Annotated in this window: 14 protein-coding genes and 1 pseudogene; 12 read left to right on the forward strand and 3 right to left on the reverse strand. The window is 48.0% G+C overall.

Features of this window, described 5'->3' with window-relative positions:
• Window positions 1-41: 41 nt before the first annotated feature.
• From A0126_RS01630 to A0126_RS01640, 3 genes are all read left to right on the forward strand, one after another.
• Window positions 42-2,429, forward strand: a complete 2,388-nt coding sequence (locus tag A0126_RS01630) for a carbohydrate binding domain-containing protein (RefSeq protein ID WP_088836163.1) — start codon at window positions 42-44, stop codon at window positions 2,427-2,429.
• A 127-nt stretch (window positions 2,430-2,556) separates the two neighbouring features.
• Window positions 2,557-3,030: a hypothetical protein gene (locus A0126_RS01635; RefSeq protein ID WP_088836164.1), complete on the forward strand. Its 474-nt coding sequence runs from the start codon at window positions 2,557-2,559 to the stop codon at window positions 3,028-3,030.
• A gap of 486 nt (window positions 3,031-3,516) precedes the next feature.
• The gene (locus tag A0126_RS01640; protein WP_088836165.1) at window positions 3,517-3,816 is read left to right on the forward strand and encodes an excalibur calcium-binding domain-containing protein; all 300 of its coding nucleotides are present in this window, start codon (window positions 3,517-3,519) and stop codon (window positions 3,814-3,816) included.
• Window positions 3,817-3,859: 43 nt separating this feature from the next.
• Here A0126_RS01640 and A0126_RS01645 read toward each other — a convergent pair whose 3' ends face one another.
• Complete coding sequence (locus tag A0126_RS01645; protein ID WP_088836166.1) at window positions 3,860-4,183, reverse strand: thioredoxin family protein; 324 nt, start codon at window positions 4,181-4,183, stop codon at window positions 3,860-3,862.
• A 306-nt stretch (window positions 4,184-4,489) separates the two neighbouring features.
• On the opposite strand from A0126_RS01645, the gene A0126_RS01650 reads away from it, so the two are divergent.
• From A0126_RS01650 to A0126_RS01690, 9 genes and pseudogenes are all read left to right on the forward strand, one after another.
• Complete coding sequence (locus A0126_RS01650; protein ID WP_088838402.1) at window positions 4,490-5,359, forward strand: cation diffusion facilitator family transporter; 870 nt, start codon at window positions 4,490-4,492, stop codon at window positions 5,357-5,359.
• Between the two features lie 208 nt (window positions 5,360-5,567).
• Complete coding sequence (locus A0126_RS01655; protein WP_088836167.1) at window positions 5,568-6,056, forward strand: MarR family winged helix-turn-helix transcriptional regulator; 489 nt, start codon at window positions 5,568-5,570, stop codon at window positions 6,054-6,056.
• Window positions 6,049-7,773 carry an ABC transporter ATP-binding protein gene (locus A0126_RS01660; protein ID WP_088836168.1) on the forward strand — a complete coding sequence of 575 codons (1,725 nt, stop codon included), beginning with the start codon at window positions 6,049-6,051 and terminating at the stop codon, window positions 7,771-7,773. Before A0126_RS01655 ends, A0126_RS01660 begins: the two co-directional genes overlap by 8 nt.
• Window positions 7,770-9,638, forward strand: coding sequence for an ABC transporter ATP-binding protein (locus tag A0126_RS01665; RefSeq protein WP_088836169.1), 1,869 nt, complete (start codon window positions 7,770-7,772; stop codon window positions 9,636-9,638). The genes A0126_RS01660 and A0126_RS01665 overlap by 4 nt, the downstream gene beginning before the upstream one ends.
• Before the next feature lie 148 nt (window positions 9,639-9,786).
• Window positions 9,787-10,086: a rhodanese-like domain-containing protein gene (locus tag A0126_RS01670; protein ID WP_088836170.1), complete on the forward strand. Its 300-nt coding sequence runs from the start codon at window positions 9,787-9,789 to the stop codon at window positions 10,084-10,086.
• A 46-nt stretch (window positions 10,087-10,132) separates the two neighbouring features.
• Window positions 10,133-11,551, forward strand: coding sequence for an MBL fold metallo-hydrolase (locus A0126_RS01675; RefSeq protein ID WP_088836171.1), 1,419 nt, complete (start codon window positions 10,133-10,135; stop codon window positions 11,549-11,551).
• Between the two features lie 173 nt (window positions 11,552-11,724).
• Window positions 11,725-13,530 carry a mechanosensitive ion channel gene (locus A0126_RS01680; protein ID WP_088836172.1) on the forward strand — a complete coding sequence of 602 codons (1,806 nt, stop codon included), beginning with the start codon at window positions 11,725-11,727 and terminating at the stop codon, window positions 13,528-13,530.
• A 39-nt stretch (window positions 13,531-13,569) separates the two neighbouring features.
• Window positions 13,570-14,642 (forward strand): annotated as a pseudogene (locus tag A0126_RS01685) (amino acid permease); the annotation flags it as partial.
• A 110-nt stretch (window positions 14,643-14,752) separates the two neighbouring features.
• The gene (locus A0126_RS01690) at window positions 14,753-15,535 is read left to right on the forward strand and encodes a GNAT family N-acetyltransferase (RefSeq protein ID WP_088836173.1); all 783 of its coding nucleotides are present in this window, start codon (window positions 14,753-14,755) and stop codon (window positions 15,533-15,535) included.
• Between the two features lie 182 nt (window positions 15,536-15,717).
• Here A0126_RS01690 and A0126_RS01695 read toward each other — a convergent pair whose 3' ends face one another.
• A complete protein-coding gene (locus tag A0126_RS01695; protein WP_088836174.1) occupies window positions 15,718-16,170 on the reverse strand; it encodes an NUDIX hydrolase in 453 nt (150 codons plus the stop codon).
• Window positions 16,167-17,249, reverse strand: a complete 1,083-nt coding sequence (locus A0126_RS01700) for a nitric oxide synthase oxygenase (RefSeq protein WP_088836175.1) — start codon at window positions 17,247-17,249, stop codon at window positions 16,167-16,169. The genes A0126_RS01695 and A0126_RS01700 overlap by 4 nt, the downstream gene beginning before the upstream one ends.
• Window positions 17,250-17,285: the final 36 nt, after the last annotated feature.

The raw sequence follows: 17,285 nt of genomic DNA on the forward strand, positions 1-17,285 counted from the left end.
TACATCGGTCTTGCCTGTTTTTTGTCAAAGGAGGATTACAGATGAAGAAATGGCTCGCAGTCGCCCTTGGGACAGGCTTAGTCTTAACTTATGCCGGGACAGGGCATGCTGAAAAAGCAGACAAACAGGACAAAACGAAATGGAAAATGGTCTGGTCGGACGAGTTTACGAAACAACAACTTGACCGGACGAAATGGAACTACGACACGGGAAACTGGATCGTCGATGCGGACGGCAACGGCGTTTCATCCGGGTGGGGAAATAACGAAAAACAATATTATACCGACAAAAAAGACAATGCCTTCATCCGTGACGGAAAACTCGTCATCCGCGCAAAACAGGAAAAGACGACGGACGCCTTCGGAAGTTATGACTACACTTCGGCAAAATTGAAGACAAAAGGACTGTTCAGCAAGACGTACGGCCGTTATGAAATCAAAGCGAAACTGCCGACCGGTAAAGGACTGTGGCCAGCGTTTTGGATGTTGCCGGAGCAGGACAAGTATGGTGCCTGGGCATCGTCCGGTGAAATCGATGTGATGGAATCCTGGGGCAGTCAGCCTGAAAAGGTCGCGGGGACAATTCATTACGGCGAAAACTGGCCGAATAATAAATATACCGGTAAGGATTATCATTTCCCGGACGGTGAGCGGATTGACCAGTGGCATACATATGCCGTTGAGTGGGAGCCGGGTGAACTCCGTTGGTACGTCGACGGAAACCTCTATCAGACACAAAACGATTGGTACAGCAAAGGAAAAAATACGGCGACGAACTACAGTTATCCGGCACCGTTCGACCAAAATTTCTATCTCGTGATGAACCTCGCTGTCGGCGGCTGGTTCGACGGGGAAGTCGACGCGACGACGAAGTTCCCGGCTGAGATGGAAGTCGATTATGTCCGGGTCTATGACCTGAAGAACCGCGCCTACCGGGAACCGGTCGAGCCGGTCTATGAAGACGTGACGTTACCGGACGGGGCGAAGCAACCGCTTGAAGACGGAAACCTCGTCTATGACCAAGCGTACGAAAAAGCGATTAAGACGATTACGGACGGCGCGCAGACACTTGATCCGACCTACTGGAACTATGTGACGTTGCCTGACTTTGGCGGCACGGGATCAGTCGACGTGACGGAGCAGGACGGAACACGTTTTGCTGACGTGTCAATTACGAAACCAGGAACGCAAACGTACTCGCACCAATTGATTCAAAACGTGTCGCTCGCACAAGGTGGCCGTTATCAAGTCAGCTTCGACGCGAGTAGCGACCAGGCGCGGAAGATGGTGGTCAAAGTCGGTGGTGGGGCTGAACGCGGTTATACGAAATACTCGAATGAAGAATCAATCGATTTAACGACGACCGTCAAGCCGTACACGTTTACGTTCGACATGACGGGTGAAACGGATCTTGCGGCCCGGCTCGAATTCAATTTAGGTCTCGCGCAAGCGGGCGTTAAAATCGGCAACGTCCGTGTCGAACAGATTCCACGCGGTGAAATCGATGAAGCGGCAACAAAACCGGCTTTACCGGACGGCAATCAAATCTACAACGGAACGTTTGACCAAGGAGCGATGGATCGTTTGACGTACTGGCAGTTTGATGCCGGGAAAACGAAGGGGACGGGATCGGTTGACCTGGTAACACGCGTCTTCACATTCAAAACGAATACGAAAAAAGGACAAAACGCGACACTGTCGCAACAAGGCGTACAACTCGTAAAAGACCATCAATATGTGCTGCGTTTCAAAGCAGCAGCAAAACGGGTGAACAAGATAAATGTTCAGTTGACGGATGCGACAGAAACGACGGCTTACCTGCCGGAACAACGGATTGCGCCGAGCGGTAAGATGGAGACGTTTGAAGTACCGTTTACGATGACAGAAGCGACCGATCTAAAAAGTCGTCTCCAGTTCATTCTTGGATCAGAGAAAGGGGAAGTGGCCATCGATGATGTTGAACTCTTTGACACGACGCCGATCGAGATCGATAAGTTGCCGTTAAAAAACGGCTCGTTCACGGAAGGGCTGAACTTCTGGAGTTCATACGTTCATTATGATGCACAAGCGGTCGTCTCGACGGTGAATGAAGCTGCAAAAATCGCGATTGCTTCAGAAGGACAGGAGCCATGGAGCATCTTACTGGAACAAGGGAACTTAGCGCTCGTCAAAGGACAGACGTACCAGTTGACGTTTAAGGCGTCGTCGACGGTTGCACGGCCGCTCGAAGTGACGGTCGAAAATGCGGCGTATACACGCTACTTCAGTCAGGTCGTAGCAGTCAGTCCGACGGTGAACACGTACCAGTACGAGTTCACGATGGGACAAGACGATACAGCTGGTCTAAAGTTCTTGCTGGGAAAAGCGGCAGGCTCTCCGTTTGCGGCGCATGACGTGATGATTGATGATGTGAAGCTGGAAGTAAAATAAACCGGACGAGCCCTGACCTGTTAGGGCTCGTTTGTTATGTAATTAAATATTTTTACTTTTTATGGAAGGTTTGACGAGAGGGACGTCGAATACTAGTTCATATCAAAAGTAATGGAGGAATTTGAAAATGCCGAAGGGAACAAAGTCTTATCTCGTACTTTTTTGTACGCTATTACTCGTTTCGATTATGTTGAACGGCTGGCCAGCCGGAATTTATCCGGATGGCTCGATTGGTATAGTACAAATTCTTACGTCGATTGGCTGGTTTGCTTTCTTGATGGGATCAATCCTCATCCTTAAAAACACATCGCTCATCCGTTTTCTGTTTAACTACCTTCGTTTTGGTTTCATCGGCGGGATGGTCGTCTATTTGATTACATTGTTTGAGAATCACCTTTGGGATCAGACGTGGTTTGACATGATGTCAGGAATCCAATATCCACTGTATGTTCTGTTTGTCGTGCCGATGTTTGGTTGGAATGCCTTTACTGCAATTCCGTATGGTGATTTTTCATTTTTAATTGGTTTCCTCTATCTCTTGATTGCCTTCGGTTTAAGCCTACGGTATAAGAAAATCAAGATTGAACGGTTGCGTTACTGAATGGTAATTACAAGTAGGGCCCGCTTCATTATGAAACGGGTCTCAGACTGTAGACAACGTACGATGTGCTATCGGGAGAGAAAGCGTCTCTTTTTTCGTTGCTTTCCTCGGGCGAGGCGCAAGCCGTTGCTCCTTGATCCTCACGGACAACGAGCAGGGTCTTGCCTGCCTCTGGCAAGTCGCGTTAAAAACGCACTTTTTCCCGTAGGAGTCAACGAGACGTGACGCTTTTTAGGTAATACCGTGACGGAAAGCCGGGCATGCAGACAGTTGAGCGAAATCCGTCTCAAATCGGCGTGTTCACACTTAATAAGCGTTTGTCTACACGCTAGGGCCCGCTTCATAATGAAGCGGGTCTTTTTTTGTCTTTTAAACTGTCAGATAAGTCATATCTCTAAATTTTAAAAATAGGAAACTATTTCTAAAGAAATCTATTATAATCAAATTATCACTAAGATTTGGTTTTTTAGAAACGGAGGTAACCTGATGAAAAAAGCATTAAAGATTGTCATGACAGGTGTACTTAGTATTTCATTACTTAGCGCTACATCTGGTCAAAGTGACGCAGCGACTAAGGCGAAGGCATTTAAAAACTGTACGGAGATGCAAAAAACGTATAAAGGTGGCGTCTCGAAGAAAAAGGGTTTGAAAAACCGAACGGGTTACGATAAAAACGGGAAAGCCATTTATAAGAAAACAAAGTACGCCCAACATGTAAGCTTAGCGACGTATAATCTCAATAAGTCAAAAGACCGTGACAAAGACGGCATCGCCTGCGAACGCTAAAAAAAGCCCCGCTCTCCTAAATGGAAAGTGGGGCTTCATGCGTTTAGTTGAAGTTCTTTTTGAGGAAGTCTGTCACTTCTCCTGGTGTTTTTGCGTTGGCGCTATGCAAGTGACCAAGCTTCTCGCTGTTTTGGAAAACGAGTAAACTTGGAATTCCCATGACGACATTATCGGATGCGATTTCCGGGAACTCATCTTTATCGATCGTATAGATTGGAAGTTCTTTAAATTGTGACTCGACGTCCGGCATGAAGTAGTCCATCCGTTTGCAGTCCGGGCACCAGTCGGCTTCGAACTTGATGATGACCGGTGTTTCGCTTGCGATTAGTTCTTTAAACGTGTCTTCACTCTTGATGTAGTTACTCATGTGTAAATCCCCCTATAGTATGATTGTTTGTCTTTAGTCTACTGACTCTGGTAAGAAGATGCACGGATTATGCTTTTTTTGTTCAATAAATTTCCGCAAAAAAGTTGGTTGTTCAAGAGATGTAAGCGGTTTTTCTGTTCAAGAATGTTGGATTACTAGGGCTTGATCTATTTTGCCTATAGAAAACAAAGTTGGTCATTTATTAATTATCTAGTTATAAACAAAATGATTTCTCTAGACCCACTTGTATTGAACTGCTACGATAAGTTTTCGGAATTAAGCGAGTAAGTGGGGGCGGGCGGAATGATGGACGAACAAAAATTCGATAATCTAAAACGGGGCGAACGCGGTGCGATGATTAGCATTGCAGCCTATATCCTATTATCCGTAATTAAATTGCTTGTCGGCTATTCAGCGGATTCTGCCGCTTTACGGGCAGATGGTTTGAACAATACGACGGATATCATCGCATCGATTGCTGTGTTAATCGGATTACGAATTTCCCGTCGTCCGGCAGATGACAATCATAAATACGGTCACTGGAAAAGTGAGACGATTGCGTCGATGGTCGCTTCTTTCATTATGATGGCAGTCGGTCTCCAAGTGTTGATTGATACGATTTCAAGCTTATTTGAAGGAAAACAAGAATCTCCAGATATCGTAGCTGCCTATGTCGGAATCGGTTCGGCAGTCGTCATGTATTTTGTCTATCGGTATAACCGCAAACTGTCTGAAGAAATTGACAGCAAGGCTGTCATGGCAGCGGCGAAAGACAATCGGTCGGATGCCTGGGTCAGTATCGGAGCGTCAATCGGAATCATCGGTTCCCAGTTCGGGATGCCGTGGCTTGATATCGTGACGGCGATCATCGTCGGTTTTTTAATCTGTAAAACGGCATGGGACATTTTCTCGGAAGCTTCCCACGAACTGACGGACGGCTTTGATGAACAAAAGCTGAAGATGTATGAGGACGTGATTTTTGACCTCGAAGGTGTCAAAGGAATCAAGTCAATCAAAGGACGGAACTATGGCAATAATGAAGTCGTCGATGTCGTAATTCTCGTCAACTCGACACTCAACATCCACCAAGCCCATGATATCGCAACACGAGTCGAAGATACGTTGACGGACGAATATGGCGTCTACGACATTCATGTCCATGTGGAGCCGGAGTGAACTATAGAGAACGACCATTTCTAGGTAGAGAAATGGTCGTTTTTTTGTGTATTCATAATCTGTGGTCACTCTTTGAATTTGCTAAAAATATTATGTGCATTTTCACATTGTTATTTAGTTGACTTTACGAATGAATCGGCGTAATTTAGTTTACATAGATAATCATTCCAAATGGAACGATTCGAAATTGAACAAAGGAGTTGAATCCATGGAAACAGAACAGCAGGAAAATTTACGATCGGCAACGATGATGAAATCGTTTTGGAACATCCAGCGCCACTTGATGCGTTTTGCCCATCAGACGGCACAGGAAAATGGACTCAGTATGCCGCAATTTCATAGTTTAATGACGATTGCACCGCGCGGACCGATTACCCAAAAAGATTTGGCAGCACAGACCCACTTACCGAAAAGTACGCTCAGTCAATCGATCGAAGGACTGGTGCAGTCCGGCTGGATTGTTCGCGAGACGAACGAACAAAATCGGCGCGAAGTGATTTTGTCGCTCAGTGAACAAGGAGAACGTTTCGTTCAAGAGATGAAACAACAAGAAACCGGGATGCAACAACGCCTCGAGAAAATTTTGGAAACGATTGATCCGGAAGCCTTCGAGCAGATGCTTGCGACTCATGACATCATTGCCCGTGGCATGAAAGAGATTCTCCCGCCAGGAAACGGAGGTTGTACACGTGATTAAGTTACTCAAAAATCTAAAAGTCTATAAATGGGCGGTCCTCGCCGTATTGGTCCTCGTCTTCGCCCAGTCGATGTCCGATTTGTATTTACCGACTTTGATGGCAGACATCATCGATAAAGGCGTTGTTGTCGGGGATACAGGCTACATTTGGAAAATTGGTGCGGTTATGCTGGGCATCACGGCACTCGGTGCGACGGCTGCAATTGCCGCAAGTTATTATTCGTCAAAAGCGGCGATGGGGCTTGGGCGCGACATTCGCCGGAAAGTCTTTAACCACGTCGAACGTTTTTCACTGCAAGAGTTCGACCAAGTCGGAACAGCGTCGCTGATCACACGGACGACAAACGACATCACACAAGTCCAACAAGTCGTCATCATGATGTTGCGGATGGTCGTCAGTGCACCAATCATGTTCATTGGTGGTCTGATCATGGCGGTCTCGAAGGATGCCAAACTATCACTCGTCATCGTTGCCGCGATGCCCGTCCTCGTTGTCTCGATTTTGTTGATTTTATGGAAAGGGGTGCCGCTGTTCGGACAAGTCCAAAAACGACTCGACCGGTTAAATCTCGTCTTACGTGAGAATTTGACAGGCATCCGTGTCATTCGTGCCTTCAACCGGGAGAAAGAAGAAAAAGTCCGTTTGACGCAAGCCAATGCGGACTTAACGGACGTCTCGATTAAGGTCAATAAGATCATGGCATTTTTGATGCCGACAATGATGCTCGTGATGAACTTGACGGTCGTCGGCGTCATTTGGTTCGGTGGAATCCGGATTAATAACGGCGGCATGCAAATCGGTGACCTGATGGCGTTCATCCAATACGTCATGCAAATCATGTTCGCCCTCGTCATGGCATCCGTCATGTTCGTCATGATTCCCCGTGCTGCGGTCTCGGCGAAACGGATTAATGAAGTCCTCGAGATGACACCGACGATGGTCGATGAAGGAAGCGCTTCAGCAGACCGTGAGCCGGGCACGCTCGTCTTCGATCACGTGACGTTCAGCTATCCGGGAGCAGAAGCGCCGGTGCTGTCGGATATCAGCTTCAAAGCACGTCCTGGTGAAATCACCGCTGTCATCGGCGGGACCGGTGCCGGGAAATCGACGCTCGTCAATTTGATTCCCCGTTTTTACGACGTAACGAGTGGCAGCATCCAAGTCAACGGTGTCGACAGTCGTGACGTCCCGCAAGAGGAATTACGTTCAAAAATCGGCTTCGTGCCACAAAAAGCCCTATTGTTCACGGGATCGATTGCGGACAACATCCGTTTCGGGAAACAGGATGCATCATTAGAAGAAATCGAACATGCAGCGCGTGTCGCCCAAGCGACCGACTTCATCGAACGGATGCCGGACCGGTACGATTCCGTGATTGAACAAGGCGGATCAAACGTTTCCGGTGGCCAAAAACAACGGCTTTCGATTGCCCGGGCGCTCGTCCGGAAACCCGACCTTTATGTGTTCGATGACAGCTTCTCCGCCCTCGACTTCAAGACGGACGCGACACTCCGAAAAGCATTAAAAGAAGAAACGCGTCAAGCGACCGTTCTGATTGTCGCCCAACGTGTCAGTACGGTCATGGATGCGGATCAAATCATCGTTCTTGAAGAAGGGCGCGTCGCAGGAATCGGCACGCACGACGAACTGTACGCAACAAACGATGTCTATCAAGAAATCGTCAAATCCCAACTGTCAGAGGAGGAAATCGCATGAGTCAGACAACGAAACGACCTGCCGGCGGACCTCCGGGTGGACCGGGTGGCGGTCCCGGCGGTGGAAACATGATGATGATGGGGGAGAAACCGAAAGACTTCAAAGCGACGTTCCGTCGGTTACTCGCCTATTTAAAACCACGGCGGACGGCACTGATTGCTGTGTTTGTCGCCGCGATTCTCAGTACGGTCTTTATGATCGCAGGACCAAAAATCATGGGGACAGCGATTACAGAACTGTTCGAAGGGGCGTATGCGAAGTTCCAAGGGGTGCCGGGCGCTGAAATCGACTTTACGAAGATTGGTCAGATTTTGTTACTGCTCGCAGGACTTTACGTCATCAGTAGTATATTTAGTTACATTCAGCAATACATCATGTCGAGCGTCGCCCAAAAAACGGTGTATGACTTACGAGAGGACGTCAATCAGAAACTTGAGCGATTACCGCTGAAGTATTATGACGGACGACCGAACGGGGAAACGCTCAGCCGGGTGACGAACGATATCGATACGATTGGGAGTACGCTCCAACAAAGTGTCACATCGTTCATTACGTCAATCGTCACGATCGTCGGGATCTTAATCATGATGCTGACGATCAGTCCGCTCTTGACGCTGATTTCACTCGTGACGTTACCGTTATCGATTTTTGCGATCCGTCCGATTTTAAAACGGTCGCAAAAGTATTTTGCTGATCAACAACGGACGCTTGGTCAGCTGAATGGCCACGTCGAAGAGATGTATACGGGACATCCGGTCGTCAAGGCGTTCGGTCACGAACGGAAAGCCGTCGCAGAGTTTGACGACGTCAATGAACAGCTTTATGATGCCGGACGAAAAGCGCAGTTCATTTCCGGCATCATCATGCCGATGATGATGTTCATCGGGAACATCAGTTATGTCTTGATCAGTGTCGTCGGCGGGATTTTAGTGACGCAACGCAGTATCTCGATTGGGGACATTCAAGCCTTCATCACGTATACCCGACAATTCACACAACCGATCACGCAGACGGCGAACATCGCAAATATCGTCCAGTCGACGGTCGCAGCAGCAGAACGTGTTTTTGAATTGTTAGATGAAGAAGAGGAAATCAAAGAAGTGACAACGCATCATCTCGCGCGTGCGAAAGGTGCCGTCGCGTTTGAACACGTTGACTTCGGTTACGGAAAAGACCTCTTGATTGAAGACATGAACATCGATGTCCGGCCGGGACAAACCGTCGCGATCGTCGGTCCGACCGGTGCTGGGAAAACGACCTTAATCAACCTGTTGATGCGTTTCTATGAATTAAACGGTGGTGCGATCCGGATTGACGGAATCGATACCCGTGACATCTCCCGGGAAGACCTACGGACGACCTTCGGGATGGTCTTACAGGATACGTGGCTCTTTAACGGGACGATCCGCGATAATCTCGCGTACGGGAAAGTCGGAGCATCGGAAGAAGACATCATCGATGCGGCGAAAGCAGCCCATGCCGATCACTTCATCCGGACGTTACCGGACGGGTATGAGACGGTCTTGAACGAAGAGGCCTCGAACATCTCACAAGGGCAAAAACAATTGTTGACGATTGCCCGTGCGGTTCTCGCCGATCCACCGATCATGATTTTGGATGAAGCGACGTCGAGCGTCGATACGCGGACGGAAATCTTCATCCAGCAGGCGATGCAACGCTTGATGGACGGACGGACGAGTTTCGTCATCGCCCACCGCCTGTCGACGATTAAAGATGCGGACTTAATCCTCGTCATGGATCAAGGGCGTGTCATTGAACAAGGAACGCATGAAGCGTTGCTAAAAGCAGATGGTTTCTATGCGGACCTCTACAACAGCCAGTTTTCCGAAAAAGAAGTCGTATGACAGGATCGTAAGAAATGAAGCAGTTCCTCGAGGAGAGGGGCTGCTTTTTTTGTCGGAATAATCCTTTCCCTTGATTTTTAATACCGCAGGGGGTATATTATGAGCAGAAATCATTTTGCCGAACGGGCAACAAAAGGAGAGAAACTTCATGAAAAACATGTCGACGACTGAACTTGAACAAACACTTCAAACGGATGCATCAATCCAGTTGATTGATGTCCGCGAAACGGATGAATACGCAGGCGGTCATATCGAACAGGCTAAAAATGTTCCATTATCTGAATTGACGGAACGCACGGCTGAACTGGATGCCTCTCAACCGCTCCACGTCATTTGTTTATCGGGTGGACGGAGTATGAATGCTTCGATGTATTTGGAACAAGCAGGCTTCGACGTCACGAACGTCGACGGCGGAATGATGAGCTGGGAAGGAAACGTCACACGCTAAGCAACGATCAATCGGGTACGACCATTCAACTAAAGGAGGAATCGTTATGTTATTACGCTATTTCTATGATGAAAAATTAGCACAAGCTTCATATATGGTAGGGTGCCAGAAGACAGGGGAAGCGATCGTCATCGATCCGGCACGAAACATCGAACCGTATCTCAAAGAAGCGGAAAAAGAAGGGCTTCGAATTTCGGCGACGGCGGAAACACACATTCATGCCGATTTCGTCTCTGGGACACGCGAATTCGCGAAGCGTCTCGGAACGACAGCTTATCTATCAAACGAAGGCGATGCTTCTTGGAAGTATGGTTTTGCTTCAGAGATTGATGCCCGTCTCGTCAAAGACGGGGAGACGTTCAAAGTCGGGAATGTGACGCTTGAAGTCATGCATACACCAGGTCATACGCCGGAACACATCTCGTTTGTCTTATACGATCGTGATCAGACAGTTCCGATGGGGATTTTCACAGGTGACTTCGTTTTCGTCGGCGATATCGGACGTCCTGATTTACTGGAAGAAGCAGCCGGTATTCAAGGAACGACAGCCCTCGGTGCGAAGCAAATGTTCCAGTCCTTGAAACGCTTCAAACAACTGCCTGACTTCACACAAGTCTGGCCGGGACACGGTGCAGGAAGCGCGTGCGGGAAAGCCCTCGGTGCTGTTCCGACATCGACGGTCGGCTACGAAAAAGTGACGAACTGGGCACTCCGGATGGAGGATGAAGCGGCATTTGTTAAAGAATTAACAACGGATCAACCAGAACCACCGAACTACTTTGCGATGATGAAAAAAGTCAACAAAGAAGGCATTGTCGTGACGACAGAAGTTGATCGTCCACGTTTTGCTGAAGCGAACACGGTGGAAGAACTCGTCAAGACGATGCAAGTCGTCGATACACGAGACGGAAAAACATTTGGTGCCGGACATGTACCGGGGACAATCAACATTCCCTACAATTCGAAATTCGTCGCCTGGGCAGGCTGGTTAGTCGATTTCAATCAGGATATCGCGATTCTCGCAGCAACGGATCAACTGGAAACGATTCAAACGGATTTACAATCGATCGGACTGGATCGTTTCGTGACATTGATTGATGTCGAAAAACTGACAGCGAGTCAGTTAACAGAAAGTTATCCGGACTGGACAGCAGACAAAGCCATCGCAGCAGCTGAAGCCGGTGACGTCTACGTCCTTGACGTCCGAAATAAAACAGAGTGGGAGGAGAGCCATTATGAACAGGCTCACCGGATTTTACTCGGAAAACTTGCGTCACGTCATGAAGAGCTTCCGAGCGACCAACCGATCGCCGTCCACTGTGCGTCAGGGGTCCGGTCACGGATGGCGGTCAGCGTCCTCCAATCACTCGGTGTGAAGAATGTCATTAACATCGATGGCGGGTATGCAGCGATTGAAGACGTCTTACACGATCAGACCGTCGCCGGAAAGGCAACGTCACGTTAATCAAATAAACAATGTCGAAACGGATGATTCTCGCGAGGGTCATCCGTTTTTTAGTGTTTCTTGAATTGTCTGTCAATTTGACTGAAAGCGTGTTTACTTCATTCACAACAGGGGGAAATGATAGATGTAAAGGTATGCCGATAATCCATTTTTTAAAAAAGGAGTGTGACAGGATGAACAATATGTGGAACGATACTTCGCTAAACCTGAACGGAATGTTCGGTGTTCTTGGTAACATATTAGGTGCACTACTTGTGTTCCTAATTGGTTGGCTGATCGCAAAATTAATTGCGAACGGCATTCAAAAGGCACTAGAAAAGTCAGGTGTCGTCAAGAAGTTGATGCCAGAAAAGTCAGCTGAAGCGACAACGAAGAAAAAGAAATGGACACCAGAAAAAGTCGTTGGAACAGTTATTTTTTGGGTCTTAATGGTTTTTGTACTAATTTTAGTGTTCAACATTCTTAATCTTGGCATCATTGCAGCACCACTCGCAGACACAATGAGCACGCTGCTTGCGGCAATTCCGAACATCTTAAAAGCTGCACTCGTTCTACTGTTCGCCTATATTATTGCCGTCGTCTTACGGATGGTCATCGTCAAAGGTGGAACAAAGTTGATGGCGAACGAAAAGGTTCGTTCAAACAAGATGTTACAAGGACAAGCCGATCTATCGAACTATCCGAAAATTGCCGGGGATATCGTCTTCTACTTGGTTTTATTGATTTTCCTACCAGGTGTACTTGATGCCCTCAACATTGACAGTGTTTCGGAACCGTTCAGTCAACTGTTATCCTCGTTCTTAAGCTTCATCCCACGACTAATCGCAGCAGCAGCTATTTTGCTAGTTGGGTTCTTGGTCGCAAAAATTGTCCGCGATATCGTGACGAACTTCCTTCATGCGATTGGGACGGATAAATTTGCTTCCCGTTTTAACATCGGGACAGACAATCAAAAAGATTCAAAATCGGTCTCGTCAATTCTCGGGACAGTCGTCTTCATCTTGATTTTGATTCCGATCACGATTTCAGCACTTGATCAACTGAACATCGAAGGAATCAGTGCACCAGCAATCAGCATGCTAAACGATGTCCTCGGAATGATTCCGAACATTGTAATCGGCGTCGTCTTGATTCTCGTCGGTGTCTATGTTGGACGATTCGTAAAAAAATTCGTCACCGACCTTCTCGTCCGACTCGGTTTTAACAATTTGACACGTCACTTGAAAATTGGAAACTGGGATGCTAACAATACGTCGATGTCACCTTCTTCACTCGTCGGTGCTCTCGTTGAGATTATCATCGTCGTCCTGTTCGTCGTCGAAGCCTTTAACCTGATTGGTCTGAACTTCATGGTCGATCTTGGACGAGCTGTCCTTGCCTTCCTTCCGAGTGTCTTGACGGCGATTGTCATTCTCGCAATCGGGATTATCGTCAGTAACTTGGTCAAACGCGCGATGGATAGTTTGTTCGGCAGTTCTGATCTTAAAGTCCTATCGAATGTTGCACGTTATGCGATTTTAGCCCTCGCGATCTTCATGGCACTCGATCAACTTGGGGTCGCAGCGACGATCGTCAACTCGGCCTTCATCTTGATTCTCGGAGCAGCCGCCCTTGCCTTCGGCCTCGCCTTTGGTTTAGGTGGTCGCGATAATGCTTCGCGCTACCTTGATCGTCTCGAGAAGAAAGCAGAAGAGACAGAGCTTGATACGTCGAGTCTTGCTTCGGACCGAACTCCATCAGCTCCTAAGCCAAGCCTGAAAGAAGCGGCTAAAGGTGCAGCTTCGAAAGCAGCAGATGATGTCACGCCAGACCGTGCCCCACGTGCTTCCCGTTCGACGGAATCGACTGATGAGAAACCGACGCACGGTAAGCCAAAAGGTGCGCTTCCTGAAAATGATTTGGCACAACAGGATGATTATCCGATTGACCCAGATGGAAATCGTGGACCAAATCTTGATCATCCAAACGATCGTCCGTAAGTAACGTGTAACTCCTTCGCTAGTATGCGAAGGAGTTTTTTACTCGGAATCGGTGCCATCATTGGTACAGGTATTTTCGTTTTAATAGGAACAGGCGCCTTATACGCAGGTCCAGCATTACCGGTCTCATTCATTATTTCAGCCATCGTTTGTGCGTTAGTCGCCCTCTGTTATGCCGAATTTTCCTCGATGATTCCTGTCTCGGGTAGTGTATATACATACACCTACGCTACGATTGGCGAACTCGTTGCCTGGATCATCAGGTGGTGTTTAATTTTAGGATACGGTCTGGCTTCGAGTGCCGTCGCGACAGGGTGGTCAGGTTACTTCCAGTCGTTGTTATCGGAATTCGGCATTGAACTTCCGACGACGCTCCGTGCGGCACCGGGCGCCGTACCTGGCAGTGAAACGTTCTTTAACTTACCGGCATTCTTAATTTTGATGGTCATTACGTTCTTGTTGTCACTTGGAATCAAGGAAACAAAACGCGTCAATAACGTGATGGTACTCGTTAAAGTCGCCGTCGTCATCTTGTTCATCGTCGTCTCTGCAATCATGGTCGGAATCGTCCCGTTCAAACAATTTGAAGGTGTCGATAGTCCGGTTTCGCTTGCGTTGAAAGTCGCAGGTCAAAACTGGGTTGCCGGATTGGAGCCATCGTCGGGATGACGACAGTTATTCTTGTCATGACATTTGGTCTCGTCCGTCTGTTGTTTGCGATGAGTCGTGATGGATTATTACCGAAAGTTTTCTCGGACGTCAATGAAAAATCGCATACACCGGTCAAGGCGACTTGGATTCTCGGTACCGCTTCTGGTTTGATTGCTGGATTCGTCCCGCTCGGTACGTTGGCGGAATTGATTAACATCGGAACACTCGCTGCGTTCGCATTAATCTCCGTCGCCGTCATCATCTTGCGTCGGACGCGTCCGGACTTGAAACGGGCGTTCAAAGTCCCGTTCGTCCCGGTTCTCCCGATTTTATCGGTCCTTGCTTGTATCATGTTAATGTTGAATCTCCAAACCTTTACGTGGATTGCGTTCTTCATCTGGACGGCGATTGGTTTGCTTGTCTACTTCGGTTACGGAAGAAGCCGTTCGAAATTAAATTAAGTACATGATCACTCTCGATTTCATCGGGGGTGATTTTTTTGTTGGAAACAAGTGCAGGAAACATCTTGTAAAAAGTCGAACGATTGAAGAGAGAAGAGGAGGGACTACATATGATTCATATTAAAAGAAATCCTGATTTAGAATCTGCCTACAACGCGATGCAAGAAGGGTTCAGTGATTACATGATTCCGCTCGGTTTGTCACTTGAAGTGTTTCAGGAACGGATTTTGACGCGAGATGCCAATCAATTGAAACACTCGTTTGTCGCCTTTCATGGAGAACGACCTGTCGGGTTATGGCTGAACGGCCTCAAGAAAATTAAAAAAGAGCAAGTCATGCGGTGTGGCGGGCTTGGCGTAGATCCGCAGTATCGCCGTCTCGGCATCGCAAAAGCATTATACGAGGCTCAACTAAGTTATGCGAAAGAGCTGGAAGTCGATCGATTAATGCTTGAAGTCATCCAAGGTAATACACCTGCAATTGATTTGTATCACCAGCTTGGCTACCGCCAAGACCATGAACTCGGTTATTTTCAGCGCGATGAACCGAACCAGGTGAATCCACTCGTTGAGATTGATGAAGTGGCATTTGAACGGAGATACGCCCAACAAGGCGAATACATTTGGCAACAAGATCCGGGCGTGATGAAATATAGAAAGGCCACCTATTATGAACTGGATGGAGCATTCATCGCTGCTTCAAACGACTCGATTTTTGCCATCTTGACAGAAGAATCGGAGGTCGCACGCATCGCAACGGAAGCGACCCGACGTTTGAGCGGAATGACGTATCAATTGCAGTCGACGAATCCACTCGTCTGGGAAACATTGCGTGCAGAAGGATGGGTACAGCGTGATTTAAAGCAATTCGTCATGAGTAAAGCCATTCGTTAACGAAAAAAATAGCCATCGTTCGTAAGTAGCAAGCACTACTTTGGAACGAATGGCTATTTGTCATGTCCATAAGCTGATCATGACGAGGATGGCGAAAATTACGAATAAGATTCCAGTACCACCAAGCATGACGAGCATGATTTTGTTCATCATTGGAAAATGCCTCGTCTCTAAGAATGAATTTATGAAGAAATACTTGCTATATAATCTTGAATCATCACAAGATGCGAACCGACGATATTATCCGGCAAGTCCGTCAGTGACACATACGTCAATGCAACACTTTCATCACTGACACGGAGTGTGCCGGAAGTATCGGACGCAACGTATGCGAGGGTGACACTTTGAAAGACATCCCCGTTCGCGAGTGTCGTGACGTAATTTTTACCGGAGTAGACACCGAGCAGCTTGAGCGTATCCGCGACGAGTCCGGTTTCTTCGAATAATTCGCGTCGGGCCGTCTCTTCCGTCGATTCTTCCCATTCCATGAGACCACCCGGAAGACCGAAACGTGCTTGTTCTTCATTTCGTTGTTCGAGTAAAATCTGACCTTCCTTAATGACGAGGACGACGGCACCGACTAAAATCAGTGGAGTGGGTCCGACTAAATCACGGATGGATTTGACGTAATTCACCGCGGCACCTCCTGGTGGAACGGGCATCCCGTGGCTTGCGTCTGTTTCGGGAAAAAGTTCGGTCGCTGTAACGCATTGTCATAATCTTTATGGAAGATATGTGTCGCTGCTCCGCTCATCGGCGGAACGAGCCACGACCATTCCCCAGTGACGTCGCGACCGTAAGTGGCTTCATTTTTTTCGAACCGGGCGAATTGTTTGGCCGCCGTATGATGATCGACAATCGTCACTCCGGACCGCTCGAAGGATTCGAGGACGGCGATATTGAGTTCGACGAGGGCCCGGTCTTTCCATAAGGCGCGCTCACGGGACGTGTTCAGACCAAGTTGTTCAGCGACAAGCGGTAAGAGATTATAACGATCCGCGTCAGCAAGGTTACGGGCTCCAATTTCAGTTCCCATATACCAGCCATTAAACGGAGCACACGGGTACGAAATGCCGCCGATTTCAAGACGCATATCGGAAATCATCGGGACGGCGTACCACTTGATGTCGCGTCCTGCGAACAAATCATAGTCGGGATGGATGATCGTAACTTCAAGAATCAGTTCTTGTGGAATCTCATGGAGTGTTACTTGACCATCGAGTTCAACCAACAGCGGTAAAATATCAAAGGCGGTCCCCTGTCCCGTCCACCCAAGTGCCTGACATTGTTTCGTGAAAGCGGTGGATGCAGGATCACCAAGTACGCCGTCGGCCGTTTCGTAGCCGGCGTAACGAATCAGTTGATGATTGAGGACGCGGACACGTTGCGGATGGAAAATCGTGATTGTCGAGCGGATCCGTCCCTCATTGGTGGCGTGGCGAATGTGATGGAACAACGCGTCTCGAATCGCTTCGATCGTTGTCGCCGCACGGGCATCGATGACGTGCAGTTGATCCCAAAAGAGCCGTCCGATGCACCGGTTGCTGTTACGCCAAGCAAGTTTCGCCCCGAACGTCAATTCGTCCGTTGTTTGTGTATAGTTTCCCGTTCGTAAAATTTCTTCGCGCACGTCGTTCAAACGATTTTGTGTATGTGGTGTCTCTTCTATATAAGTCGTCAAGAAGCGTTCTGCTTCGTCTAGTAAATGTTGCACGGCGTTTGAGTCCTTTCTTCATCCAAAGCGACAGAG

The sequence above is a fragment of the Exiguobacterium sp. N4-1P genome, assembly GCF_002214325.1.

Excerpts from the sequence above, each read along its gene's own strand:
- A0126_RS01630 (WP_088836163.1), top strand. The coding sequence starts at position 42 with ATGAAGAAATGGCTCGCAGTCGCCCTTGGGACAGGCTTAGTCTTAACT.
- A0126_RS01635 (WP_088836164.1), top strand. The coding sequence starts at position 2,557 with ATGCCGAAGGGAACAAAGTCTTATCTCGTACTTTTTTGTACGCTATTA.
- A0126_RS01640 (WP_088836165.1), top strand. The coding sequence starts at position 3,517 with ATGAAAAAAGCATTAAAGATTGTCATGACAGGTGTACTTAGTATTTCA.
- A0126_RS01645 (WP_088836166.1), bottom strand. The coding sequence starts at position 4,183 with ATGAGTAACTACATCAAGAGTGAAGACACGTTTAAAGAACTAATCGCA.
- A0126_RS01650 (WP_088838402.1), top strand. The coding sequence starts at position 4,490 with ATGGACGAACAAAAATTCGATAATCTAAAACGGGGCGAACGCGGTGCG.
- A0126_RS01655 (WP_088836167.1), top strand. The coding sequence starts at position 5,568 with ATGGAAACAGAACAGCAGGAAAATTTACGATCGGCAACGATGATGAAA.
- A0126_RS01665 (WP_088836169.1), top strand. The coding sequence starts at position 7,770 with ATGAGTCAGACAACGAAACGACCTGCCGGCGGACCTCCGGGTGGACCG.
- A0126_RS01670 (WP_088836170.1), top strand. The coding sequence starts at position 9,787 with ATGAAAAACATGTCGACGACTGAACTTGAACAAACACTTCAAACGGAT.
- A0126_RS01675 (WP_088836171.1), top strand. The coding sequence starts at position 10,133 with ATGTTATTACGCTATTTCTATGATGAAAAATTAGCACAAGCTTCATAT.
- A0126_RS01680 (WP_088836172.1), top strand. The coding sequence starts at position 11,725 with ATGAACAATATGTGGAACGATACTTCGCTAAACCTGAACGGAATGTTC.
- A0126_RS01690 (WP_088836173.1), top strand. The coding sequence starts at position 14,753 with ATGATTCATATTAAAAGAAATCCTGATTTAGAATCTGCCTACAACGCG.